General features: G+C 52.7%; 18 protein-coding genes and 2 rRNA genes. 17 read left to right on the top strand and 3 right to left on the bottom strand.

Translation table 11 applies throughout. From position 1 onward, the window contains the following. The first annotated feature begins 66 nt into the window (after nt 1-66). From ACJJID_RS00410 to ACJJID_RS00365, 10 genes are all read left to right on the top strand, one after another. Complete coding sequence (locus ACJJID_RS00410; protein WP_444921014.1) at nt 67-1,602, top strand: 2-isopropylmalate synthase; 1,536 nt, start codon at nt 67-69, stop codon at nt 1,600-1,602. Further along, nucleotides 1,603-2,376: a hypothetical protein gene (locus tag ACJJID_RS00405; protein ID WP_444921013.1), complete on the top strand. Its 774-nt coding sequence runs from the start codon at nt 1,603-1,605 to the stop codon at nt 2,374-2,376. It begins immediately after the preceding gene. Continuing rightward, complete coding sequence (gene rimI, locus ACJJID_RS00400; RefSeq protein ID WP_444921012.1) at nt 2,373-2,846, top strand: ribosomal protein S18-alanine N-acetyltransferase; 474 nt, start codon at nt 2,373-2,375, stop codon at nt 2,844-2,846. Before ACJJID_RS00405 ends, rimI begins: the two co-directional genes overlap by 4 nt. A gap of 158 nt (nt 2,847-3,004) precedes the next feature. Further along, nucleotides 3,005-4,387 carry an MATE family efflux transporter gene (locus ACJJID_RS00395; protein WP_444921011.1) on the top strand — a complete coding sequence of 461 codons (1,383 nt, stop codon included), beginning with the start codon at nt 3,005-3,007 and terminating at the stop codon, nt 4,385-4,387. 224 nt (nt 4,388-4,611) lie between these two features. Then, nucleotides 4,612-5,958, top strand: coding sequence for a YHYH protein (locus tag ACJJID_RS00390; protein WP_444921010.1), 1,347 nt, complete (start codon nt 4,612-4,614; stop codon nt 5,956-5,958). A gap of 421 nt (nt 5,959-6,379) precedes the next feature. After that, nucleotides 6,380-7,741: a YHYH protein gene (locus ACJJID_RS00385; protein WP_444921009.1), complete on the top strand. Its 1,362-nt coding sequence runs from the start codon at nt 6,380-6,382 to the stop codon at nt 7,739-7,741. A gap of 29 nt (nt 7,742-7,770) precedes the next feature. Further along, nucleotides 7,771-9,291 (top strand): YHYH protein, encoded by a 1,521-nt coding sequence (locus tag ACJJID_RS00380; protein WP_444921008.1) that lies wholly within the window; start codon nt 7,771-7,773, stop codon nt 9,289-9,291. Nucleotides 9,292-9,320: 29 nt separating this feature from the next. Continuing rightward, the gene (locus ACJJID_RS00375) at nt 9,321-9,881 is read left to right on the top strand and encodes a hypothetical protein (protein WP_444921007.1); all 561 of its coding nucleotides are present in this window, start codon (nt 9,321-9,323) and stop codon (nt 9,879-9,881) included. Nucleotides 9,882-10,165: 284 nt separating this feature from the next. Next, entirely contained in the window at nt 10,166-11,587 is a 1,422-nt protein-coding gene (locus ACJJID_RS00370) for an ATP-binding protein (protein ID WP_444921006.1), read from the top strand. A 5-nt stretch (nt 11,588-11,592) separates the two neighbouring features. Beyond that, nucleotides 11,593-12,264 carry a response regulator gene (locus ACJJID_RS00365; protein ID WP_444921005.1) on the top strand — a complete coding sequence of 224 codons (672 nt, stop codon included), beginning with the start codon at nt 11,593-11,595 and terminating at the stop codon, nt 12,262-12,264. A gap of 58 nt (nt 12,265-12,322) precedes the next feature. On the opposite strand, the gene ACJJID_RS00360 is transcribed toward ACJJID_RS00365, so the two are convergent. Beyond that, nucleotides 12,323-14,086: an aminopeptidase P family protein gene (locus ACJJID_RS00360; RefSeq protein ID WP_444921004.1), complete on the bottom strand. Its 1,764-nt coding sequence runs from the start codon at nt 14,084-14,086 to the stop codon at nt 12,323-12,325. A gap of 836 nt (nt 14,087-14,922) precedes the next feature. Between ACJJID_RS00360 and ACJJID_RS00355 the strand changes: the two genes are divergently transcribed. The 7 genes from ACJJID_RS00355 to ACJJID_RS00325 all read left to right on the top strand — a co-directional run bounded on the left by ACJJID_RS00355 (nt 14,923) and on the right by ACJJID_RS00325 (nt 21,158). After that, the gene (locus ACJJID_RS00355) at nt 14,923-15,270 is read left to right on the top strand and encodes a hypothetical protein (protein ID WP_444921003.1); all 348 of its coding nucleotides are present in this window, start codon (nt 14,923-14,925) and stop codon (nt 15,268-15,270) included. Then, complete coding sequence (locus ACJJID_RS00350) at nt 15,252-15,917, top strand: hypothetical protein (protein WP_444921002.1); 666 nt, start codon at nt 15,252-15,254, stop codon at nt 15,915-15,917. Before ACJJID_RS00355 ends, ACJJID_RS00350 begins: the two co-directional genes overlap by 19 nt. A 411-nt stretch (nt 15,918-16,328) precedes the next feature. Further along, nucleotides 16,329-17,909 (top strand): peptide chain release factor 3, encoded by a 1,581-nt coding sequence (locus ACJJID_RS00345; protein WP_444921001.1) that lies wholly within the window; start codon nt 16,329-16,331, stop codon nt 17,907-17,909. 70 nt (nt 17,910-17,979) lie between these two features. After that, nucleotides 17,980-18,609, top strand: coding sequence for a 1-acyl-sn-glycerol-3-phosphate acyltransferase (locus ACJJID_RS00340; RefSeq protein ID WP_444921000.1), 630 nt, complete (start codon nt 17,980-17,982; stop codon nt 18,607-18,609). Further along, a complete protein-coding gene (locus ACJJID_RS00335; RefSeq protein WP_152451276.1) occupies nt 18,596-19,363 on the top strand; it encodes a TSUP family transporter in 768 nt (255 codons plus the stop codon). The genes ACJJID_RS00340 and ACJJID_RS00335 overlap by 14 nt, the downstream gene beginning before the upstream one ends. Before the next feature lie 3 nt (nt 19,364-19,366). Continuing rightward, the gene (locus tag ACJJID_RS00330; RefSeq protein ID WP_444920999.1) at nt 19,367-19,705 is read left to right on the top strand and encodes a hypothetical protein; all 339 of its coding nucleotides are present in this window, start codon (nt 19,367-19,369) and stop codon (nt 19,703-19,705) included. 40 nt (nt 19,706-19,745) lie between these two features. Further along, nucleotides 19,746-21,158 carry a M20/M25/M40 family metallo-hydrolase gene (locus ACJJID_RS00325; protein WP_444920998.1) on the top strand — a complete coding sequence of 471 codons (1,413 nt, stop codon included), beginning with the start codon at nt 19,746-19,748 and terminating at the stop codon, nt 21,156-21,158. Nucleotides 21,159-21,973: 815 nt separating this feature from the next. Here ACJJID_RS00325 and rrf read toward each other — a convergent pair. Both rrf and ACJJID_RS00315 read right to left on the bottom strand, forming a co-directional pair. Next, a 5S ribosomal RNA gene (gene rrf / locus ACJJID_RS00320) occupies nt 21,974-22,089 on the bottom strand. Between the two features lie 204 nt (nt 22,090-22,293). Next, nucleotides 22,294-25,175, bottom strand: a 23S ribosomal RNA gene (locus ACJJID_RS00315). Nucleotides 25,176-25,272: the final 97 nt, after the last annotated feature.

The following is a 25,272-nucleotide window of genomic DNA, read 5'->3' as shown; positions in this document are numbered from 1 at the left end:
GACGGCGCATAGACAGCGGCGAAGCCCCTTGTTTAGCCTCGAAACAAATAAGGAGAAAAGACAGAAATGAGCACTAAAAAAGATAAATTAGTCATTTTTGATACCACTCTGCGCGATGGAGAGCAGAGCCCCGGCGCCTCTATGACCAAAGAGGAGAAGGTGCGTATTGCCCGCATGCTGGAACGTATGCGTGTAGACGTAATTGAGGCGGGCTTCGCCATCGCCAGCCCCGGAGATTTTGAAGCGGTACAGGCGGTTGCCGAAGCTGTGACCGAGTCCCGTATCTGCAGCCTCGCCCGCGCCGTCAACGCCGACATAGTGCGCGCCGGTGAAGCCCTGAAAAAGGCCAATGCCTCCCGTATCCACACATTTATCGCCACTTCCCCGATCCACATGCAATACAAGCTGCAGATGGACCCAGAGGATGTACTGCAGCAAGCCGTTAAAGCGGTGAAGACTGCGCGCCAGTTTACCGATGATGTGGAGTTCTCCCTGGAGGACGGCAGTCGCTCCGAGCCGGAGTTTATGTACCGAATCATCGAGGCGGTGATCGCCGCTGGCGCCGGTACTATCAACATCCCCGACACTGTCGGCTATGGTGAACCAGGCGAGTACGGCGCCATGTTCCGCCGGGTCATCGAGAGTGTCCCCAATTCCGACAAAGCCATCTTTTCCACCCACTGCCACAACGACCTGGGTCTGGCGGTGGCCAACTCCCTGTCCGCCGTTATGAACGGTGTGCGCCAAGTGGAATGCACCATCAACGGCCTGGGCGAGCGTGCCGGTAACGCCTCCCTGGAAGAAATCGTGATGGCGGTACAGACCCGCCAGGATCTCTACCCGGTGCAAACCGGCATCGACACCAACCATATTGTGCCCACCTCGCGTATGGTCTCGTCGGTGACCGGCTTCCCGGTACAGCCGAACAAGGCCATTGTTGGCGCTAACGCTTTCGCCCACGAATCCGGCATCCACCAGGACGGGGTACTCAAACACCGCGAGACCTACGAAATCATGCGTGCCGAGGATGTGGGCTGGGGACAAAACCGCCTGGTACTGGGCAAGCATTCCGGCAGAGCTGCAGTGCGCGCCCGCTACGAGGAGCTGGGTATCGCCTTCGCGGACGGGGACGAATTCCAATTAGTGTTCCAACGCTTTAAGGAACTGGCCGATAAAAAGCACGAAATTTTCGACGAGGATCTCCAATCTCTGGTGGCCCTGCGCGAGGAACCGGCGGAGTGCTTCAAGCTGCTCGACCTGGATGTGCGCACTAAAATCGGCAGCGCGCCCCAAGCCTTTATCGAGCTATCTATCAATGGCGAGTCCCACCAGACCGAGGCCCAGGGCGGCGGCCCGGTGGATGCCACTTTCAAGGCCATTGAGCATATCGTTAGCAGTGGCGCCGACTTAAAACTGTATTCCGTCAACGCCGTCACACAGGGGACAGACTCCCAGGGCTCAGTAACCGTGCGGTTGGAAAAAGACGGCCGCCTGGTGAATGGTGTTGGCGCCGATACCGATATTTTGATTGCCTCGGCACAAGCCTACATGGATGCGTTAAACTTGCTCGCCATTAGTGAGAGTAAGAAACAGGGCGTGTAAGTGAACGAGCTGCAGCGAGCGGAATATCTGTCGGTACTGGGCATAGCCAGCTATGTGCCGCGCTTTGTATTGCCACTCGCTCCCGAGCCCCGCCAGGCGGAGTTGCCACCGGCGGAGCCGGATACTGCCGCAGACCAGCCGCTGCAGCAAGCTAACAATCCCCTGCCGCAGTCTGCGGGACAGATTGTCGATGTCCCGGTAATCCAAAAGCGCGATACTGTCGCGGCAGAGATCAGCGCACTCACCAGCTCAACAAAAGTACAGGCTCCGGCAAAGCCGGCCATCTCTACCGCCGTGGCAGCACCGAGCCAGCAAGTAAAGCCTTTCGTGCTCAACTGCTGGCGTCTCGGCGAAACCCTGCTCGCTGTGGACAGCCACGAACCCGGTGCCGCACTACCGCTCGATGCCCTGTTCGGCAACATTGTGCGCGCTCTCAACTGGCACGAATTACCTCGTCAGCAGGAGCGTCTGCACTGGCCCATGGCAGAAAACCGTTTCGGCCCGGCAGCAGATGCCTCAGAGGCCCGCGATACCTTTTCCAGCTGGCTGGAGGCCTCCTGCTCGCGCTACCCGGTGCAATCTATCTGGCTGATGGGGCGAGAGGCACAGGAATTCTGTACCCCACAACCCCTCGAGAGCGATATCAATCACTGGGGCAGCGCACGTATCCTACCCATGCCGAGCCTGTCCCAGTTATTGCAACAACCGCTACGCAAGCGCGAGCTCTGGCAGCTTCTACGCAAAGCCTACCCCGCTGAGACTCGCGCTCAATGATGCCTCAGAGTAACGGACTGAATTTACGGCTCGCCGAAGAGGCGGACTGTGTTGCCCTGGCAACTCTGGCGTTCAGTGCCCACAGCCACCCCTGGAGTGAGACACAATATCTGCAAAGCATTAAAGCCAAGCACCAGTGCTGGCTGCTTTGCAGCGGCTCTGAGACTGTCGCCTGCTGTGTCGTCAGCAAGCTGTTTGACGAGGCGGAAATTCTCGATGTGGCTGTAGCGCCGCAGTGGCGCCGGCGCGGCTTGGCAGAAATGCTGCTGAAGCGTCTTATCGGTGAGCTGCAGGAAGATATCCGGCGATTGCTGTTAGAGGTGCGGGCCTCCAATCTCGCCGCGCAGTCACTCTACCGCAAACTGGGTTTTTCCGAGGATGGCTTGCGCAAGAATTACTATCCCGCGGATAACGGCGAACGCGAAAATGCTGTACTCATGAGCCTCGCCCTGGCAGAACCGCAACCGTAGAATCATACGGCGGACGTTTTTAGCCCTTTTTCTTGCTGCGCATCCCAGCGCAGTTTTCCGCAGGCGATACTGCCGAGCCGTTTTTATATTGTCAGGCCACTCCAGGGCAGTATCAGTAAATCTGCCCACTCAACCGATTTGTTGGAAAGAGTTATCGAATGTCGCTATCAAAAAGCAGTCCCTCACTCCTAGAAGGCTCCGTTTCCGGCCACCTGCAGAGACTGGCTCTGCCCATGGTGTGGGGTATCCTCGCGGTAATGTCTTTCAATATCGTGGACACCTACTTTGTCTCACAACTGGGTAATGCGCCCCTGGCAGCGATGAGCTTCACCTTCCCGGTGGTGATGGTTATCAACAGTTTCTCCATTGGCCTCGGCGCCGGCACCTCCTCCGCAGTGGCCCGCGCCTATGGCGCAAGGGAAGTGAGCAATGTACGTCGGCTGGTAACAGACGCCTCGGTATTGGCGTTGCTCATCTCTCTAGTCATTACCGTCGTCGGCCTGCTGACTATTCGCCCCCTCTTTTCCCTGCTCGGCGCCAGCGATGAGCTGATGCCGCTGATCGAGGACTATATGGTGCCCTGGTATCTCGGCACTATTTTCGTGATCGTACCCACCATTGCTCTCTCGGCTCTGCGCGCAATCGGCAACAGCGCACTGACCGGGCGAATCATGGTGGGCGTAGCCCTGTTCAACCTGATCCTCGACCCCATTCTGATCTTCGGGTTACTGGGTTTTCCCCGGCTGGAATTACAGGGCGCAGCCATCGCTACGGTGGTCGTGCGCGCCCTCAGTTTCTTTATCGCCTTCTATTACCTGATTCGCAAAGAAAACCTGGTGGCCGCGCCCCAGTGGCATCTCGGCACACTGATTGAATCCTGGCGCAAAGTCCTCGCCGTGGGGCTGCCCGCAGTTCTCACCAATGTGATTATTCCCATGGCTGGTGGCGTGGTGGTGGCGCTGGTGGCCGTACACGGCGACGAGGCCGTGGCCGGACTCGGTGTGGCCCTGAGGATCGAGCCTGTAGCTCTGATTGTTTTTTATGCACTGTCTGCCGTGGTGGGGCCCTTCATGGGGCAAAATGCCGGGGCCGGCAACATAGACCGGCTGCGGGAAACCGTCAGTGTGCTGGCACGCTTTTGCCTGGTGCTGGGGGCTGGCCTGGCGGTACTGCTGTATTTTATCGGCGAACCTGTGGTGCGCCTGTTCAGTGACTCCCCAGAAGTTATCGCCGTGGCTGTAGCCTATCTAAGCTTGGTGCCGTTCAGCTATGCCGGCTACGGTTTTGTGATGTCGGCTAATGCCGCCTTCAATGGCTTGGGTCGGCCGCTGCCCGCGACCATGATCTCTTTCCTGCGGGTACTCGGTGTCTATCTGCCATTGGCTTGGATCGGCAATTATTTCTGGGGTATGGCCGGGCTGTTTGCCGCAACCGCCGCATCCAACCTGCTACTCGGTGCCCTATCCTGGTGGTGGCTGCGTCACGATACCCGCCAACGCAGTGCGGAAGTCAGCCCGACAGAGTCCCTGTCCGCCAGTTAAATTCAACATTTCGAGAACCTTGATCGGCAGCCCTGTTCAATATTGAACAGGGCTGCCCTTTCCTCATTTTGCGGTGCGCTATCTCACACTGCGGCGCGACAAAAGGAAACATCCGCCGCAACCACCAACTTGCATATTGCTTCCCTCTTTGCACGTTAGTTTCAGCCAGAGCTGGGCCCAGGGTCTGGTGAAGCTTACTAATTCCCAATCAAGGATGGTGACTTATGCAAGAAGAGGAAAGTCTATTATTTCGGCGACAACTGTGGCGCGACGCAATCCTGTTGGCCCTTCTCTCGATCCTAGTCTCAACAAGCCTGGTAGGTTGTGACCAGGACGATCCAGATCCTCCCCCGGGAGACGATTCCGGAGATGGCGGCGGCGATGATGGCGGAAATGGTGGTGACAGCGACCCCTGGATTCTGAACACCACCGGTGCCCGCGCTCCCTATATCTACGAAAGCAACAGCAACGAACAGGTTTTGGTGAACGTTCAGAGTGCGGAATCGGTCACGGTAGATGGCAAGGATTACACCCTGGTGAGCGCAACCGGCATCCCGGATTACGAAACAGAAATCACCGACAGCCTATACGATTGGCTGATCAATCGGCCCAAGTCCGCCACGGACTTTGTAAGCGGCAGCCCCATTGTACAAATCGGCGATATTGTCAGCTTTGGCCAGGACATCGGCTACAGCAGCAACTCTCAGAGTTGTGCCACGGGTGCTGGATACGGCTACTGGCCCCCCGGCCCCATGTGCCCGGAGAACGTCTCCCATCAGGGCTATTTTCCCCTGGCACCGGAGGTGTCCGATGAAAGTTGTGAAAGCGGGCTTGGGGCACAGGGCTACTGGGTCAACGGCACTTCCATCTACCAGTGGAGCGATGGCCAGGTTTTGGATGGCACCTGGCACACCTTGGCGCCTGTGGCAGAAGTGTACGACGTGGATATCTGCGGCGGCCATGCGGCCCGAGGCGATTATCACCACCACTTCTACAGCGACTGCTTGGCGGATTTAGTTGAGGATTCAGGCGATGGCCACTCCCCCATTTACGGCTTCACCGCCGATGGCTACCCGATCCATGGCCCCTGGGAAGCCGATGGAGAACTGGCCATAAGCAGCTGGGCCATTCGCAATTACGACGACCCCGGTGCACCCAGTGGTTGTGGCATTGCCGGGGAACGCAGCTGTCTACTAGTCGACGAGTACAATCTTACCAAGGGTACTGAAGCACTGGATAACAGTGGCCCCAGCACCAGTGATACTTTCACCTCTTTATCGGGAAATATCTTTATTACCGAGTCTGGTTTTTTCTATGAGGATTATTACTGGGATAGTGACTTAACTGCCTTGGGCGGTGCCTACCTGGATCAGTACAACGGCCACAGCGATAGTGAACGCGGTTACCACTATCACCTCACCGTGACCCAGGGCGAGGACGGACAGCTCACCCCAGCCTTCCCCTACACCTTCGGACCGCGCTTCTACGGCAAACTGGATAGCCAGACCATTGTCAGTGTCTGCTCCGATGCAGTCGGCGGCGGTGTACCGCCAGGGCCGCCACCAAGGTAAGCCTGAGCCTTTAAAGATTTGCATTTATCTTTAAGCACTGATGCGGTTGGACCGTGCTGTGGGATTTCCCTGCGGTGCGGTTAGCAAGCTCACCCCCACAGCTGTAACGCCCTCTCATGGCTCATCCCAGCGGCAAACTTTGCAAAATTTAACAGTGACAAACCTGTGCCAGAGAGCCGCACCAAATTTTTTTCAACGCGCTGAAAAATTGGCATAGAGAAAATGAATGACTTCCCCAGGCCCATTGGGGAGAAACGGTTTTTCAGGCATAGCCCTTTTCACGCAAAGGTCCGTTTAAAGGCAGTTATGAAAAACGTTTTTTATAGTGAAAACCTGCTCCTCTGGCTCCTTAATTGTCCATATTTTGTCCTCTTTTCTTCAGTACTTTCAGGTGACTTCTCCTTTGATGCCAGGGTTTCCCATGAAAATAATAGAAACACTCCATCCAGACGGACGCTCGCTTTTATCTTATGCCCTCGCTCTCACACTACTCACCGGCATTCTGCAGGGCTGCGGTGGTGGAGGGAGTTCCTCTTCCGACACAGAAACCAGTAGCGAGAGCAGCGACACTTCGACTGACACTGATAGCGGAGACGACAACAGCGAGGATGAAGACACTGGCGAGGACAGCGGCAGCTCAGAGGATACCGGCGTCTGGATCGTCAATACCACTGGCGAACGCGCTCCCTTTATCTACGAGAACAACAGCAATGAGCAGGTCCTGGTCAATGTGCAGAGTGTCGAATCCGTAACGGTAGGCGGCAAGGAATACACCCGGGTATCCGCAAGCGGAATCCCCGATTACGAAATTCTGATCACCGAAAATATCCTCAACGCCCTGTTGACCCGCCCCAAAATCAATAGCGATTTCCTTAATGGCAGCCCCAATGTTCAAGAGGGAGAATTTATTAGTTTTGGCCAGGATATCGGCTATCGCAGCAACGCCTCTTGTGGTGCAGAAGCCGGCTATGGCTTCTGGCCCCCGGGCCCTATCTGCCCGGAGAATGTCTCACACCAGGGTTATATCCCCAAATCCCCGGAAGCCGCGACAGAGGACTGCGAGACCAGCCTCGGTGTGCAGGGCTACTGGGTTAACGGTACCTCCATTTATCAGTGGAGCGATGGCCAGTCTGTCAACAATACCTGGCATACGCTCGCTCCCCTGGCCGAGGTCTACGATGTGGATGTCTGTGGTGGCCACGCCGCCAACGGCGACTACCACCACCATTTCTACAGCGATTGTTTGGCAAACCTGGTGGGGGATGTGGGTGATGCCCATTCGCCAATTTATGGCTATACCGCCGACGGCTTCGCGATTTACGGCCCCTGGGAAGGCGACGGCCAATTGGCAATGAGCAGTTGGGCAGTGCGCGACTACGACGATCCCAGTTCCGAAACTGGATGTGGCATCGCCGGTGAGCGCTCGTGTCTGTTGGTCGACGAATACGACACCAGTAAGGGCACTACGAGCACTAACAATACCGGTCCATCCACCAGCGGCAGTTACACCTCCCTATCCGGTAACGAGTTCGACACTAGCGCCGGCTTCTTTTACGAGGACTATTACTGGGACCCTGAGCTGACCGCCCAGGGCGGTGCCTACCTGGACCAATACAACGGCCACACCGATGAAGAACGCGGCTACCACTATCACTTAACCGTCACCCTCAGCGATGACGCCCAATTGGTGCCCGCTTTCCCTTTCACTTTTGGACCACGCTTTTACGGAAAGCTGGATGACCAAACCATTGTAAACCGGTGTTCTTCGACCATTGGGCGCTGACACCGAGCATCATTTGAGGTGAATTTCCTATGAAAATAATCAGGTATTTTCTTGCCGGATTCCTGGCCTGGACCGTTGCGGCTGAGGTTGCTGCCCAACCCAGCCCAAATTCGAGCCGCAATAACGACCAACGCTCGGTAAGGGAAATACCTGTTCGCGGCCCCGCCTCCAGAGGGCCCCAGAACAATGCTGATAGCGATAACACAGAAACCAGCGACCCAGCAACCAGTGATACAGATACCAGTAATACTTCCTCCACTGAGAGTGGTGATCACTCAACGGAAACACTGGACGAAACAACAAACAGTTCTAATGAAAACAATACTGAAACTGGCGAGGAGCCGGAAGATTCGAGCGATACCTCTGCGGACGGCGAGCATTCAGAGGAAAATACCCAGGGCTCAGCCGACAGCGAATCAACCTGGATTTTAAATTCCAGCGGCGAGCGCGCTCCCTTTATTTACGAAAGTAACAGCAACGAGCAAGTGTTGGTGAATGTGCAGAGTGTAGAGTCCGTTAGCCTAAATGGTAGGGAATATTCCCGTATCACCACCACCGGTATTCCCAACTATAAAATTGAAATTACCCAGGAAATTCTCGACAGTCTGCTCAATCGTCCGAAAGCCTACAGCGACTTTCTCAGCGGCAGCCCCATGGTACAGGTGGGCGATGTCATCAGCTTTGGTGAGAATATTGGCTACCGCAGTAACTCTTCCTGTGGTGCCGATGCTGGTTATGGGTTCTGGCCGCCGGGCCCGGTATGTCCGGAAAATGTTGCCCATGAGGGCTATATCCCCAACTCCCCGGAAGCCGCTACGGAAGACTGTGAAACCGGGCTCGGTGTACAGGGCTACTGGGTTAACGGCACTTCTATTTATCAGTGGAGCGATGGCCAGTCCGTCAACAACACCTGGCATACCTTGGCACCCTTCGCCGAAGTCTATGATGTGGATATCTGTGGTGGTCACGCAGCCAATGGCGATTACCACCACCATTTCTACAGCAGCTGCCTGGCGGAACTGGTGGGCGATGATGGCAGCGGCCACTCGCCGGTTTACGGTTACACCGCCGACGGTTACGCCATTTATGGCCCATGGGAAGACGCTGGCGTGCTGGCACAAAGCAGCTGGGCCATTCGTGACTATGACAATCCCAATTCCGCCAGTGGCTGTGGCGAGGCCGGTGCACGTACCTGCCTGCTGGTCGATGAGTACGATATCGACCGTGGAGTAGTCAGCACCAACAGCAGCGGCCCCTCCACCGGCGGAAGCTACTCTTCCCTATCCGGTAATGAATTTACCACCAGCGCCGGCTTCTTTTACGAGGATTACTATTGGGATGCCAACCTGACCGCCCGTGGCGGCGCTTACCTGGACCAGTACAACGGGCATAGCGACAGTGAGCGCGGCTACCACTATCACTTGACCGTGAGCGAAGACAACAGTGGAAAACTAATTCCGGCCTTCCCATTTACCTTTGGTCCCCGCTTCTATGGAAGGCTGGATGACCAGACCATCGTCAACCGGTGCTCAACCACCGTTGGCCGATAATTGATGCGTAACCCAGGAGAGAGCAGCTTATGAAAATGCACAGGTATTTTACTGCCGGGTCCCTGGCCTGGCTGATAGCGGCAAGCAGTCCTACACTGTCGGCCCAGCCCAACCCTCATGCGGGTCACAACGGCGATCAACACCCTGTGATAGAAATCCCCGTGCATATGGCCGCACCGAGAATTGAACTGGATATCAGCAGGGATCGCATGTCCGGTTTTAATTTACATATTGCCTATGACCGCTTTGAACTGGAGTCGCCCCGCTATGCCAGCGAAAAGCCCCAACGCTTCCTGGAGGGGCATGCACATCTCTATATCAACGGTGAAAAAGTACAGCGGCTTTACGCCGCCGACGTACACTTGCCGGAGAAACTACTGAAGCCGGGCTTCAACCAAATTACTGTGACTCTTAATGCACACGACCACAGCACCTGGAGTCGCGGCGGCAAGCGGGTTTTGGCAACCCTGTTTATCCAGCGCGATAAGGACAACTTTGTTCTGCACCGCTTTTCCACTTCACCTATTGGCCCAAGTGAGGGCGGTGAAAAGGGGAACGCCTCGCTCGGTGTAGCCCATAATGGCCGGTGAGCAGCTGGTGATTACCCCACTGTTTTTCACCAAGCTTGCGCGGAGAAAATTCGGCACAGTCGCTTCTCAGAATGACTGTTGAAAGCAGACGCAAAGATATATTGACTATGAATTTCGAAAGCCGCTTACCTTTTACTTCTGCACTGGTAGTAGGCAGGAACTTAGATTGCCCACCTATTTACTGTAGGTGTACGCTTGGGTAATCACCCGCATGGGCAATGCCCGAAGTGGCGGAACGGGAGAGTCCGCTGTACTGACTGTCCGCAGGAAGGACTACATAAAAGATGTCATTAAATATTCGCAACAAACTCAGCCTGGCCTTTTTACTGACTACAGCAATTACGGTCGGCGGTATGTTTGTATTCTTCCAGTGGAGTTTCAGCCACGGCTTCCAGGCTTATATGCGTGCACAGGAGCTGCGTGATGTAGAGGGGCTGGTGCAGGCACTGGAGCGCTTTTATAGTCGCAAGGGCAGCTGGCAATCACTGGAAGCCAATGGCTCGGAATGGGTGGACCTGCACCGACAAACCATTTTTAGACAACTGGGGCGCCGCCCTCCACCCCCACCACCGGGGGCAGGTCCAAGGCATCGCCCCCCCATGGGTAACCAACTGGGCCCCCGCCTAAGTCTGTTCGATAGTGAAAAACAGCTGGTCATTGGGCGTCCAGCCCCAGCGAAGGAATTACTTTTTCAGCCCATTCAAGTGGAAGGTAAAACCGTCGGCTATCTCACGATCAACCCCCCTCCCGCCCTTTCCAACAATTACGAACAGGGCTTTATTCGGGAGCTGTCCCGCACTTTTGCGCTGATTTCCATCGCCACTTTTGTTCTTGCCCTGGCCATCGCCCTGCCCCTGGCCTGGCAGTTGGTACGCCCTATCCGCCGCTTGGCCGAAGCAACCCACCGCCTCACTTCGGGAGACTACAAAACCCGAATCGATATCGAGAGACGTGATGAACTGGGCCAGCTGAGTGCAGACTTCAACCGTTTGGCAGCAACTCTGGAAGCCAATGAACACGCGCGCAATCGCTGGATGGCCGATATTTCCCATGAGTTACGTACACCACTGGCAGTACTCAAAGGGCAAATTGAAGCGTTGCAGGATGGTGTACGCACAGCCACACCGGAAAACCTCAATATTTTGCACGATAAGATTCGCCAACTCAGCCGTTTGATCAATGATCTCTACGAATTGTCTCTCTCTGATGCCGGCGCCTTGAACTATTGCAAATCCGACCTCCCCCTTGGAGCACTGCTGACCAGGGTGGTAGAGGATTTTCAAAGTGCGTTTGCCCAGAAAAATATCGACCTGCAATTACAGTGTGAGCTGGCTGAAAATAAATTCATTTACGCCGATGAGGCGCGCCTGCAACAGCTGTTTGGCAATCTCCTCACCAACAGCTTGCGCTATACCGACAGTGGCGGTCAGTTAAAAATCAGTGCCCGCGCGGAAGCGCAAACAGCTATTATCACCTTTGCCGACTCCTCCCCCGGGGTCACCAGTGCGGACATCCCCCACCTTTTTGACCGCCTCTACCGCACCGACGCCTCACGCAGTCGGGAAACCGGAGGTGCGGGTCTGGGGCTATCGATTTGCCAGAATATTGTTAAAGCCCACGAGGGTAGTATTTCCGCCGGCCCATCCCGCCTGGGTGGTCTGGAAATTAGTATTTTTCTCCCTCTCACCGAGAGGATTAAATGGTAGGAATAATGGCTGCAAGGATTTTAATTGTCGAAGATGAAACAGAACTGGCCAACCTGCTGCTGGATTATCTTGAAGCAGCTGGTTACCAGGCCGATATACTCACCAATGGCAATGAAGTCATCCCCCATGTTGACGCCCAGCCCCCAGACCTGATTTTGCTGGACCTGATGTTACCAGGGAAAAGCGGCCTGGAGATTTGCACGGCAATCCGCCGCTACAGCAACGTGCCGATCATTATGCTGACCGCTAGAATTGAAGAGGCGGACCGCTTGCGCGGTTTAGAGGTTGGCGCGGACGATTATGTATGCAAACCCTATAGCCCCAGGGAAATTGTGGCCCGAGTCAAAGCCGTTTTACGTCGCACTCACAGTTCAGAGCAGCAGAGATACGGGGAGATCCAACTGAGGTGTAGTACCGGCCAGTTGCTGATCGGAGGGCAGGATGTAGGCTTAACCGCACTGGAGTTTCACCTTTTCGAGCTTCTCTATAGTGAGCCCGGCCGTATTTTCTCACGCGACCAAATTATGGATCGCATTTATTCGGACTACCGGGTAATCAGCGATCGAACCATCGACAGCCACATTAAAAAAGTGCGTAAGAAAATTGCGGCCTTGCTACCGGATAAGGAATTAATCCATTCTGTCTATGGAGCCGGGTATAAATTTGAAGTGCAGTAATTATTACCGTCTCACTTTACTTTGAAAAAAGCTGGGAGCCAGGCTCCCAGCGATAGCACTACAATGCCTCGGTGGCCGCCTGTAACCAGGAAGCGGTTTTTTCACTTACCAGCGGTGTAACGGCCTCCCGAACACGCTGGTGATAGCGATTCAACCAATCCCGCTCCTGGGAGGAAAGGAGCGCTATATCGATCAGCTCCCGGTCAATCGGCACCAGGGTTAACTCCTCAAACTGTAAAAAACCAGGATAATCCGTACTCTCTTTTACAAACACCAGATTTTCAATACGGATACCGTATTGACCAGTGAGATAAAAACCAGGCTCATTGGAGAGGATCATGCCCGGTTGCAGCGGGGTATTGGTGATCGCTTTACCGATACGCTGCGGCCCCTCATGCACACTGAGAAAACTGCCGACACCGTGGCCTGTTCCATGGGCATAGTCCAAACCCACATCCCAAAGGGGTCTGCGCGCAATCGCATCGATCTGTTCTCCACAGGTGCCCTGCGGAAAGCGTAGAGTGGCAATAGCAATATGCCCCTTCAGCACTCGAGTAAAGTGCTCTCGAGCAAGAGTGGAGGTTTCGCCCAAGGCCACCGTGCGGGTGACATCGGTGGTGCCATCGGGATATTGGGCACCGGAATCACACAGGTAAATCCCCTCTGCCGGCATTTTCAGGCTCGACTCCGGGCTCACCCGGTAGTGCACTATGGCGCCATTGGGGCCGTAACCGGAAATTGTCTCAAAGCTGTTGCCGCGGAAGCCTTCCCGCTCCTCGCGCTTGCTATACAGCAACTTCACCGCCGCAAGTTCATCCAGCCCTTTTTCCACCGCAGTGGGCAACTCAGCCAGGAACTCACACAGCGCTGCACCATCGCGCTCGTGCGCCGCTCTGGAACCTGCCAACTCCACGGCATTTTTGCACGCCTTTGCCTGCGTCACCGGGTCCCGCTCCAACAGCAACTGTAAATCCAGGGCGCGCAGCTGCTGCAGAGTCCAACAGTTACTGATCGCAGGGTCTACCCAGATTCTATTTACATGGCGGCGGCGCAAACCTTCAAACAGTTGGCCCTTCTCAGTCACCACCATCACTTCCCGCTCTAGATGCTCCAGAAGCCCTTCGCCGACCGCCTGCTCGGCCAGATACAAAATTGCGCTGCCGTCCCTAAAAAGCACCCCGCTGGAAAGCGCCACAGGCAAGTGGGGAATATCGTCACCTCGGATATTAAACAGCCAGGCGCAGCTCTCGGGGTTTGGTAGCCACAAGGCGTCTACACGTTTTTCCGCCAAAAGCGTCGCGATGCGCTGGCGCTTGTCATTGGAGTGCTCCCCGGTAAACACATAGGGGTGGGGGCAGGCTTGACCGCTGGGAGAGGCCGGCCGATCCCGCCAAATCGCATCAATTGGGTTCTGCTCCAGGGGCTTCAGGGCGATATCCCGTTCAGTCAGATATTCTCTCAACAGCGCCAGCCCCGGCTCGGTATGTAGACGAGGATCAAAACCCAGCGACTGCCCGGCGCTCAACTGATCACCCACCCACTTGGCGATGACCTGATTATTCAGATCCTCCAGAGCGATCGGCAAATCCCCCAGTTGCTGCTGCCCTTGCAGGGTATAGCGGCCATCCACAAACAAGGCTGCTTTATCCAGTCCAATCACCGCCATACCCGCTGATCCGGTAAAGCCCGTAATCCAGGCCAGACGCTCATCTGCCGCAGGCACATACTCGTTTTGATACTCATCGGCCCGGGGAACCAGAAAAGCCTCCACGCCCTGTCGCCGCAACTCTTCCCGCAATAGCTGTAATCGTTCCTGACTCATACTTCCCCCATGGTTTTCCAGCACCCAAGCCACCTATGCAGCCGAGTGACCAGCTGCTGCTCTTTGTGATGACCTTGACTCGACTGAAAAGTCGAATTGATTCAAAAAGATGTTCTGGAGTGCCAGCCGCGCTGGCAGCTCCGCCCATTGACACCACCGAAATGGTTTATATGCCCCAGTTTTAGAGACCAATTTCGCAGTATACATCACCCTATATGGGTGCCGATGGACCCCAGCAGCCTCCCAGAGCTACAAATCATCACCAATGGCACCACACGTAAAAATAGAACCGATAAGATGGCCTACAACGGGTTTAGAACTTCATTTGCAATGACTCGAAGCCAACCCTGTAACAACGTTAACCACAGAAAATAGGCGGTAACTATAAGGGAAAACCATGGTAAGGGGCATTGCTCTACCAATGACTGATGCAATTGCTGTTGCTCTTTAAACTATAAAATCTTCAGATGAATAAAACTTGAAAGAAATTCTTTTCCAGAACCACATACGAATTAATTAAAAAGCCCAAAATTTTGGTAAATTATGCGTAATGATAGGGAACTTTAGTTGACCAAAATGTGGAAATTTAAAGCAAAATTCTCTCATCGCTGCATACATGAAAGTACGTTAACTTGACAGCCATGGTCTGCGGCCCAAAAATCAATTCCCTGGGGCTGGGGAATCATCTTTATACTGCTCCGAAGTCAACAATAATGGCTATAGAAACTAGTGTAAAAGTCTCCTAGCTGAGACCCTGGTACTGATGTGCAGCTTTAGACCCCCTTTACCTGATCGGTGAGGGATTCAAGACGATATATTTATAAAGGGAATAGAAAATGCCAACTTTTTGGGTCGTTGAAGCTAAGGTAGAGCACCGTGAAGATAGCTCTATGCCCAGTGATGGATGCGAAATAAGTTATGGCCGTTCAGTAGTTCCGGCCAAATCTAAAGAAGAAGCTTTAACATTATTAAAAGCCACTCTTGCAGAACAAAAAATTTATATTACTGAGATTTATGCTGTTACGGATTACAGTAAAGGGGACTGGTCCGACGATATTTTTGATCTCAATCAATCTTATGAGAAAGCTTCTATTGGGCCTGAAATTTGCCTGGGCACCTTTATTTCTCAAGAAGCTATGGACTATCTACACAAGGACTGGAAGCCGTGCCAAAAGGAGCTATGACAATCGCTGAAGGCGATTTTGATTGTAAAACTGATGTAAGCCTGATTCTAAATGGCTCAGTATTTAGAGAATTTGTGTTAAGGACAACCTTCAACACGCTAGATCAGTGGAAGTCGAAATACAAGAAAGGGATATCACCTTTCCACCCTAAAGGCACACCTCTAAAGGACGCAGCAGTTGTCGATGAAAAAGAACTTTGGGTCTTCGGTGTTGATGCCAATAATGTTCAGCACTTGGTGGATTCAGTAAGAATCGCATGCTGGAGATTTAACGCTAGACCTGCTGACTTTATCAACAGTGTGTACGTAAAAAACCTTAATGTCGAAGGCGAGAATGAAATGGATACTCTCGCACGAATCAAGGCTAATGAGGGGTTGTATAAAGGCGTTACCAATACAATTATTGAGGCAGCAAAAATTCTAGGGGTAACTAGCGATGTCAACTTTTACATATATAGTGCTTCCAAGAACCATAAAATTCCCAAAACTGAATTGCACAACGCCTTGAGACAAGGTGGTGCTCAATCCGTGAAAATGGATTCTGGTATTCACTTTTTCAAAGTCGGCAGCAATGATGGCTCCATTGCTCGTGTTATGCCTACAAATCTGCATCAAGCTGTGCTATTCGGGAAGAGTTCTCTAATTTAAACTAAGCAAGTTCGCACCCTCCCCCAAAGTTAGGACCCCTTACTAGATTTGGAAGAGGGTGAGGGACATAGCTACCTACCATTTTTTCTAGAGGAAGCCCCACAGAGGCGGTAACTACTCTTGCTTATAAAGCCTGGGGGACTAACTCTCTATCTATTTCTAGCCATCAATCGTGACCAAATCAAGCCAGTCAGTCGCAATTGAGCCACTCTCGTGTACACAGCTAAGATTCCAAGCTGCCCCAAGAACGACTCTAGTGGCATCGGCAAGCCTGACTGGATACCATCCGCTAGTCACCACCCAAAAGCAAAACCAAAGGCCAATTTGTTATAATGCGGCCTTTCAGATTCGGCCTTGGGGTATATTTCAATATGTGTACACAGGGGCGTACACAGATAAGGTTAAATCTAAGTGAACAAAGATTTTTCTCAACAATATCAACGACGTAGAACATTCGCTATCATTTCCCACCCGGACGCCGGTAAAACAACCGTGACCGAAAAGCTACTTTTATTCGGAAATGCCATTCAGCTGGCGGGTTCGGTAAAGGGTAAAAAAGGTCCCCACGCGCGCTCCGACTGGATGACCATGGAGCAGGAGAGAGGTATCTCGGTTACTTCTTCGGTCATGCAGTTTCCCTACAAAGAGCGCACGGTTAACCTACTCGATACACCTGGACACGAGGACTTCTCCGAAGACACCTACCGGGTACTTACCGCAGTGGACTCCGCATTGATGGTGATCGACGGTGCCAAAGGCGTCGAGGACCGCACCATCAAACTGATGAATGTGTGCCGACTGCGCACCACACCGATTCTCTCGTTCATCAACAAACTGGACCGGGATATTCGCGACCCCATCGAAGTGATGGATGAAATTGAGGAAGTCCTGAACATCCAGGCCGCACCGATCAACTGGCCTCTCAGTTCTGGCAAAAGCTTTAAAGGGGTTTATAACCTCTACACCGATACCATCCATGTATTCACCCCAGGCCAGGGCCACACCATTCCCGACGATATTCAGATCAGAGGGCTCGACTCTGTTGAAGCCGATGAACTGCTTGGCGAATACGCCGAAGACATCCGCGAGGAAATTGAACTGGTGCGCGGCGCTACCCACGAGTTCAACCTGGAAGCTTATCTGGCTGGTGAACTCACTCCAGTATTTTTCGGCACCGCCCTAGGAAATTTTGGTGTGCGTGAAATGCTCGATGGATTTGTCGAGTGGGCGCCAGGCCCGCAGTCTCGCGCTACCCAGGAGCGCCAGGTAGAACCAAACGAGGAAAAATTCTCTGGTTTTGTGTTTAAGATCCAGGCCAACATGGACCCCAAGCACCGCGACCGTATCGCCTTCATGCGCGTTTGTTCCGGCACTTATACCCGGGGTATGAAAATGAAACATGTGCGCATCGGTAAAGATGTAAAAATTGCCGACGCGGTGACATTTATGGCTGGCGATCGCACCCATGTGGAAGAGGCTATTGCCGGCGATATTATCGGCCTGCACAACCATGGCACTATCCAGATCGGCGACACCTTTACCGAAGGCGAGCCCCTAAAATTTACCGGCATCCCCAATTTTGCCCCCGAGTTATTCCGCCGTATTCGCCTAAAAGACCCACTGAAATTAAAGCAACTGCAAAAAGGCTTGCAGCAGCTTTCTGAGGAGGGCTCCACTCAAGTATTTTTCCCACTGGACAACAACGACATTATCGTTGGTGCCGTGGGTGTTCTGCAGTTTGAAGTGGTCGCCTATCGCCTCAAGGACGAATATAAGGTGGAAGCCATTTACGAAAATGTAAATGTGAATACCGCTCGCTGGGTGGAAAGCGAAAGCGTCAAAGAACTGGAAAACTTTAAACGCAAAGCGAGCACCAACCTCGCTATAGATGGCAGTGGACACCTAACCTACCTGGCGCCCACCCGGGTGAACTTGCAGTTGGCTGAAGAGCGTTATCCAGATATTCGCTTCTATGCAACTCGCGAACACTAATTTACCGGCATTATTCGTGGAGGAAGTATTTCCTCCCGGAACGCATGAGCTGTAGATTGAGATACCGATAATGAGTCAGCAAATTGATTTACCTGTAGAAATCCCCCGCCTCGGCAATAGCATCACCGCCGCTATTGGCAAGATCATAATACGCTTGATGGGCTGGAAACTGGAGGGTACTTTTCCAGCTGAAAAAAAGGTAATGGTGGCCCTGGCTCCGCACACGTCAAATTGGGATTTTATCGTGGCCATGCCTTTTATCATGGCTTATCGCGTGAAGATTTCCTGGCTGATGAAAAGAGAAGCCTTTTTCTTCCCATTTAAAGGGCTCTTTATGTGGCTCGGTGGCGTGCCCACCAACCGTGGTTCCGCCGGGGGGATTGCCAAACAGGTTGCCACACAGTATCGGAAAAATGAAAAAATGTGGGTGGGTATCACCCCGGAAGGCACTCGAAAGAAAGTCACCAAGTGGAAGAGCGGCTTCCTACGAATCGCCTACGCTGCGGAAGTACCTATTTTACTAATCGCCTGGGACTTTTCACGCAAACGTTTTTGTTTGGATTCGCTCTATTGGCCCACTGGGAATCTGGACGAAGATATGAGAGAAATCCAGTACCGCTTCAGTAAGTACCAGGGTTTCCACCACAATATGGAAACCGATACCTCGGAGGGCAGTGAATCCTCCCGTGATAGAACTTAGTAACGATTTAACATTCACCACACTTCTGATACTCACCGCGGTGGCTTTCGCCGCGGGCTTTATCAACGCCATCTCCGGTGGCGGCGGCCTGATTACCCTGCCCGCACTTTTATGGGCTGGCCTCCCGCCGCTGGATGCCCTAGGCACCAATAAATTCCAGGCCGTATTCGGTACTCTCTCATCCAGTTTTAACTACTTCCAAAAAGGGCACTTACAACTCAGGCCTCTGTGGCCCGGCTTGGTGGCTGCAGTGATCGGCTCTTGCCTAGGTACCTGGGCAGTCACCAAACTCGGAGTTGAAACACTGGAAACACTCCTACCGATACTAATTATTGCCATCGCCCTCTATTTCTCTTTTTCACCGCGAATTTCCGATATCGACTCCCAGCCGAGAATGGGCTCAGGGCCCTTTAACCTACTAATCGGTGGTGGAATTGGTTTTTATGGGGGTTTTTTTGGTCCCGGTATGGGGGCATTCTATGCCCTGGCATTCGCCGGGCTACTCGGTTTCAACATGCGCAAAGCCACTGCATCGACCAAACCGCTAGTATTAGCCACCAACATCACGTCACTAGCGATATTTATGCTGGGCGGCCACTTTTCCCTGATACTGGGCATCACAATGGCTGCCGCCCAGATTATCGGTGCAAGGCTCGGATCAAACCTGGTTATCGCCCATGGGGCCAGATTAATTAAGCCTGTGATTATTTTCGTTACCCTGGCCATCGCGATAAAATTGCTACTGGAGCCGTAAAAAGTGACCCTGTTCCTTACCTTGCTGCTGTCCTTCTGTGCTTTTGTGATTGTCATCTGGACTTTAATGCACCTGCGCACCCCGCGCTTTCGAATGGACAGAGCTAGTTTTATCAAAGGCCTCGAAGATGCCATTACCGGCCAAGCCAGTGAAAGTGAGTGGCGTGCTTTGGTAGCAATTCCAATGCGCCACGATCCAGAACTGGAAAAGATGCGCCTCAAGTGCCTGGAAATAGAAGAGCACGAGTCCAGTGATAGCCCGCCCTATTTGTTCACCGAGAAGGGGCTGGAACAGCTGCGCCAGATTCGCAGCAAGCTGCTGATCAATACACCTAACAAATAATCAAATCTTGAGTCAACGAGTGTTAATCAAGGATAAACGTATGTTTAAACCATTGCTGTCCCTTACTGGGGGTCTTATTGCAACCGCAGCGATCAGTATCGCCCAAGCAAAGCCACTGGCTCAGGAAGACCTATCTGTGGCCGAAGTGCTGCGCGATCGCGCCCTGGCTTCCTCGAATGCCTATAGCATCGTTGAGTCATTGACCGTGGAAGTGGGACCCCGTCGCGCGGGTACCGAAGGTGATGAGCGCGCAGTGGCCTGGGCCCAGGAAAAAATGAAATCCCTGGGATTCGACAGAGTCTATACAGAGCAAATCGAAGTCCCCCGCTGGACACGAGGACATGCGCACGCCCAGGTAATCTCCCCCTATCCACAACCGCTGGTGGTTTCTTCCTTGGGCTACAGCGTAGCAACTCCCGAAGGTGGCCTCACTGCAGAGATCGTCGAATTTCCCGATGTAGAGAGTTTGCTGGAGGCTTCACCAAAACAGGTGAAGGGAAAAATTGCCTTTATCAATAAGCGTATGGCAAAAGCGCGTACGGGAGAGGGCTACGGCCCCGCTGTGCAAGGTCGCAGTAAAGGTATGCGCGCAGCTGCAGAGAAAGGCGCCGCAGCGCTACTATTACGTTCCGTGGGCACTGACTCTGACCGCTTTGCTCACACCGGCATGATGTCCATCGACAATATCGAAAACCCGGTACCCGCACTGGCGCTGTCCGCCCCAGATGCGAATCTCTTAGAGGCCATGTTGAGTCGTGGCAAACCCGTGGAAGTGAAGCTCGATATAGACAACCAGCGTCACAGTGATGGCCCCTCATTTAATGTAATCGGTGAGATCACCGGTCGCGAGACCCCTGAAGAGGTCATGATTATTGGCGCACACTTGGACTCTTGGGACGAAGGCACAGGCGCGCTGGATGATGGCGCCGGTGTCGCCATTGTAATGGAAACCGCTCGTCTGATTGCAGAACTCCCAGTACGCCCGCGCCGCACCCTGCGCGTAGTTCTCTTTGGCGCCGAAGAAATAGGCCTGGTTGGTGCCAAGCAGTACCTAGATGCACACCGCCACGAGCTGGATAACATTATTGCCATCTCTGAGTCTGATTTTGGCGCTGGTAAGATCTGGCGTTTTGATACGCGTTTGCCGGAGAACAAGTTCGATATTGCCGATCAAATGATGCAACTACTGGCGCCCCTTGGTATTGAACGCGGCAATAACCAGTCCTATGGCGGACCAGACAGCAGTGTATTTGTAGCTGAAGGGGTTCCCGCCTTCGGCCTATACCAAGATGGCACCGATTACTTCGATTATCACCATACCCCCAACGATACTCTGGATAAGGTAAAGCCTGAGAATCTACGCCAAAACGTTGCAGCCTGGGTAGTGATGTCCTTCCTGGCTACCGAAATGGAGGGCAATTTCGGGCGAGTGCCAGTAAAGGCGGAAAAATAAACTAGCTCCGCGAAGCAGAAGAAAATGCCCCACTACGTGGGGCTTTTTTATATCTTAATTCCCTATGCTGTTTTGCCATGTTTGTGCCACTTCTAAGTTATTCACAAACTAACAGCCCATCTCTATTTCCCCATAGTGACAATTCTATTAACAGGCTGTTACTAACAGAATCCATGGACAGACCTGTGTATAACTCCGGGATATCCACGCTCAGGCCCCTGTTTACGTGGGGCCCTTTTCAGCGGGTAAAAAAACACCAGCCATTTATCCACTTTCCACAGGCTGGCTTTACTCACAGAAAGTCTGGATAGACTTGTGCATAACTGCGGTATATCCGCGCCAGGGCCCGTGGTTGCTCAGGCTCACCAAAACGTGCAAAAAATCACCGAACTTTTTATTGATATTTCTGGTCAGTTTTTTAGTGCAATGACTTTTTTGTACTGGATATCATTTTTTCATTTCGGAGGATTTTTTTGCGGTATGTGAGATGCGGATTAAATAACGTGGCGTATTTTTCTGTATTTCTTATTTTTTGCTTGACGTAAATATTGAGAAAAATGCTTTGTTTAAAGGGCTGGAAGCCGTTCGGACTTTTTCAGAGACTTTGTATTTTTCTGGGGTTTTTGTCGAGCTGGATTTTTCGGCGGAAGTATTGCGAGTAAAAATTCGGTTGGGGTTTGAACGGAGTTTTTATTTTTCTCCAGAGCACATTTTTCTTCCAGCTCTTTTTTATTTTCTGTTTTTATTATTTTTATTAACTATTTTTTCACACATAAAAAAAGGGCCACCCAATGGGTGGCCCTTTCGGATTAGAAGCCTGACGATGACCTACTCTCACATGGGGAGACCCCACACTACCATCGGCGATGTTGCGTTTCACTTCTGAGTTCGGCAAGGGATCAGGTGGTTCCACAACTCTATTGTCGTCAGGCAAACTGGCTTGGGTTGGCGTTGGTCTTATGGGCGTTTGCCCTGCGCTGCCGTTTGACTGTTCGTTTGCCACTGAGTTTTTCTCAGTTAACAATCAACCCAAATAATTCGGTGAAACAATCTGTAGTAATACACCGCAAGCGATTGTATGTCTCTAACTCACAATCCGCTAGCTTAGCTAGTCGTTAGTAACCATCTCTGTTGTATGGTCAAGCCGCACGGGCAATTAGTACTGGTTAGCTCAACGCCTCACAGCGCTTCCACATCCAGCCTATCAACGTGGTAGTCTTCCACGGCCCTTTAGGACTCTCAAGGAGTCAGGGAGATCTTATCTTGAAGGAGGCTTCCCGCTTAGATGCTTTCAGCGGTTATCCCGTCCGAACATAGCTACCCGGCAATGCCACTGGCGTGACAACCGGAACACCAGAGGTTCGTTCACTCCGGTCCTCTCGTACTAGGAGCAACTCTTCTCAAATCTCCAACGCCCACGGCAGATAGGGACCGAACTGTCTCACGACGTTCTAAACCCAGCTCGCGTACCACTTTAAATGGCGAACAGCCATACCCTTGGGACCGGCTTCAGCCCCAGGATGTGATGAGCCGACATCGAGGTGCCAAACACCGCCGTCGATGTGAACTCTTGGGCGGTATCAGCCTGTTATCCCCGGAGTACCTTTTATCCGTTGAGCGATGGCCCTTCCATACAGAACCACCGGATCACTATGACCTACTTTCGTACCTGCTCGTCATGTCTGACTCGCAGTCAAGCGCACTTATACCATTATGCTCATTGCATGATTTCCGACCATGCTGAGTGCACCTTCGTACTCCTCCGTTACTCTTTGGGAGGAGACCGCCCCAGTCAAACTACCCACCATACACTGTCCTCGATCCGGATAACGGACCAGAGTTAGAACCTCAAACATACCAGGGTGGTATTTCAAGGACGGCTCCACAGTAACTAGCGTTACTGCTTCAAAGCCTCCCACCTATCCTACACAAGTAGGCTCAAAGTTCAGTGCAAAGCTGTAGTAAAGGTTCACGGGGTCTTTCCGTCTAGCCGCGGGTACACTGCATCTTAACAGCGATTTCAATTTCACTGAGTCTCTGGTGGAGACAGCGTGGCCATCGTTACGCCATTCGTGCAGGTCGGAACTTACCCGACAAGGAATTTCGCTACCTTAGGACCGTTATAGTTACGGCCGCCGTTTACCGGGGCTTCGATCAAGAGCTTCGCCGAAGCTAACCCCATCAATTAACCTTCCGGCACCGGGCAGGCGTCACACCCTATACGTCCTCTTACGAGTTTGCAGAGTGCTATGTTTTTAATAAACAGTCGCAGCCACCTGGTCACTTCGACCGGCCTCAGCTTAGGGAGCAAGTCCCATCACCAAAACCGGCGTACCTTCTCCCGAAGTTACGGTACCATTTTGCCTAGTTCCTTCACCAGAGTTCTCTCAAGCGCCTTGGTATTCTCTACCTGACCACCTGTGTCGGTTTAGAGTACGATTCACTATTACCTGAAGCTTAGAAGTTTTTCCTGGAAGCAGGGCATCAACCACTTCACCCACTAAGTGGGCTTCGTCATCAGTTCTCAGCCTTAGGGACCCGGATTTGCCTAAGTCCCCAGCCTACAACCTTAAACATGGACAACCAATCGCCATGCTGGCCTAGCCTTCTCCGTCACTCCGTCGCAGTAATAGCGAGTACAGGAATATTAACCTGTTTCCCATCGACTACGGCTTTCGCCCTCGCCTTAGGGGTCGACTAACCCTGTCCCGATTAGCGTTGGACAGGAACCCTTGGTCTTCCGGCGGGGAGGTTTTTCACCTCCCTTGTCGTTACTCATGTCAGCATTCGCACTTGTGATACCTCCAGCAGACCTCCCGATCCACCTTCAACGGCTTACACAACGCTCCTCTACCATGCTCCTAAGAGCATCCGCAGCTTCGGTTACCAGTTTTAGCCCCGGTATATCTTCCGCGCAGGCCGACTCGACTAGTGAGCTATTACGCTTTCTTTAAAGGATGGCTGCTTCTAAGCCAACCTCCTAGCTGTCTGGGCCTTCCCACATCGTTTCCCACTTAACTGGTATTTGGGACCTTAGCTGGCGGTCTGGGTTGTTTCCCTTTCCACGACGGACGTTAGCACCCGCCGTGTGTCTCCCGCGATTGCACTCCTCGGTATTCGGAGTTTGCATGGGGTTGGTAAGTCGGGATGACCCCCTAGCCCAAACAGTGCTCTACCCCCGAGGGTGAGACGCGAGGCGCTACCTAAATAGCTTTCGAGGAGAACCAGCTATCTCCCGGCTTGATTAGCCTTTCACTCCGATCCACAGGTCATCCCCTAATTTTTCAACATTAGTGGGTTCGGTCCTCCAGTTGATGTTACTCAACCTTCAACCTGCCCATGGATAGATCGCCGGGTTTCGGGTCTATTGCCTGCAACTAAACGCCCTATTAAGACTCGATTTCTCTACGGCTCCCCTAAGCGGTTAACCTTGCTACAGACAATAAGTCGCTGACCCATTATACAAAAGGTACGCAGTCACCCCGAAGGGCTCCTACTGCTTGTACGTATACGGTTTCAGGTTCTATTTCACTCCCCTCTCCGGGGTTCTTTTCGCCTTTCCCTCACGGTACTGGTTCACTATCGGTCAGCTGGGAGTATTTAGCCTTGGAGGATGGTCCCCCCATATTCAGTCAAGATAACACGTGTCCCGACCTACTCGATTTCACTCTAAATGCCTTTTCGTGTACGGGGCTATCACCCTGTATCGCGGTACTTTCCAGAACCTTCCACTAAAACATAAAGAGCTTAAGGGCTAATCCCCTTTCGCTCGCCGCTACTCAGGGAATCTCGGTTGATTTCTTTTCCTCCGGGTACTTAGATGTTTCAGTTCCCCGGGTTCGCCTCCCTAACCTATGTATTCAGTTAGGGATACTCCTAAAAGGAGTGGGTTTCCCCATTCGGACATTCTAGGATCAAAGCTTGTGTGCCAGCTCCCCTAGACTTTTCGCAGGCTCCTACGTCCTTCATCGCCTCCAGCTGCCAAGGCATCCACCGTATACGCTTAGTCGCTTGACCATACAACACAAACGACTACTAACGACTTTAACATTCAGACTCAACAATAAATCATTGGCCTGAACGCCGGATTGTGTGCTTGAGAGACACACAATAT

This window comes from Microbulbifer sp. CnH-101-G, assembly GCF_052466775.1.
This window is presented reverse-complemented; position numbering and strand designations above follow the sequence as displayed.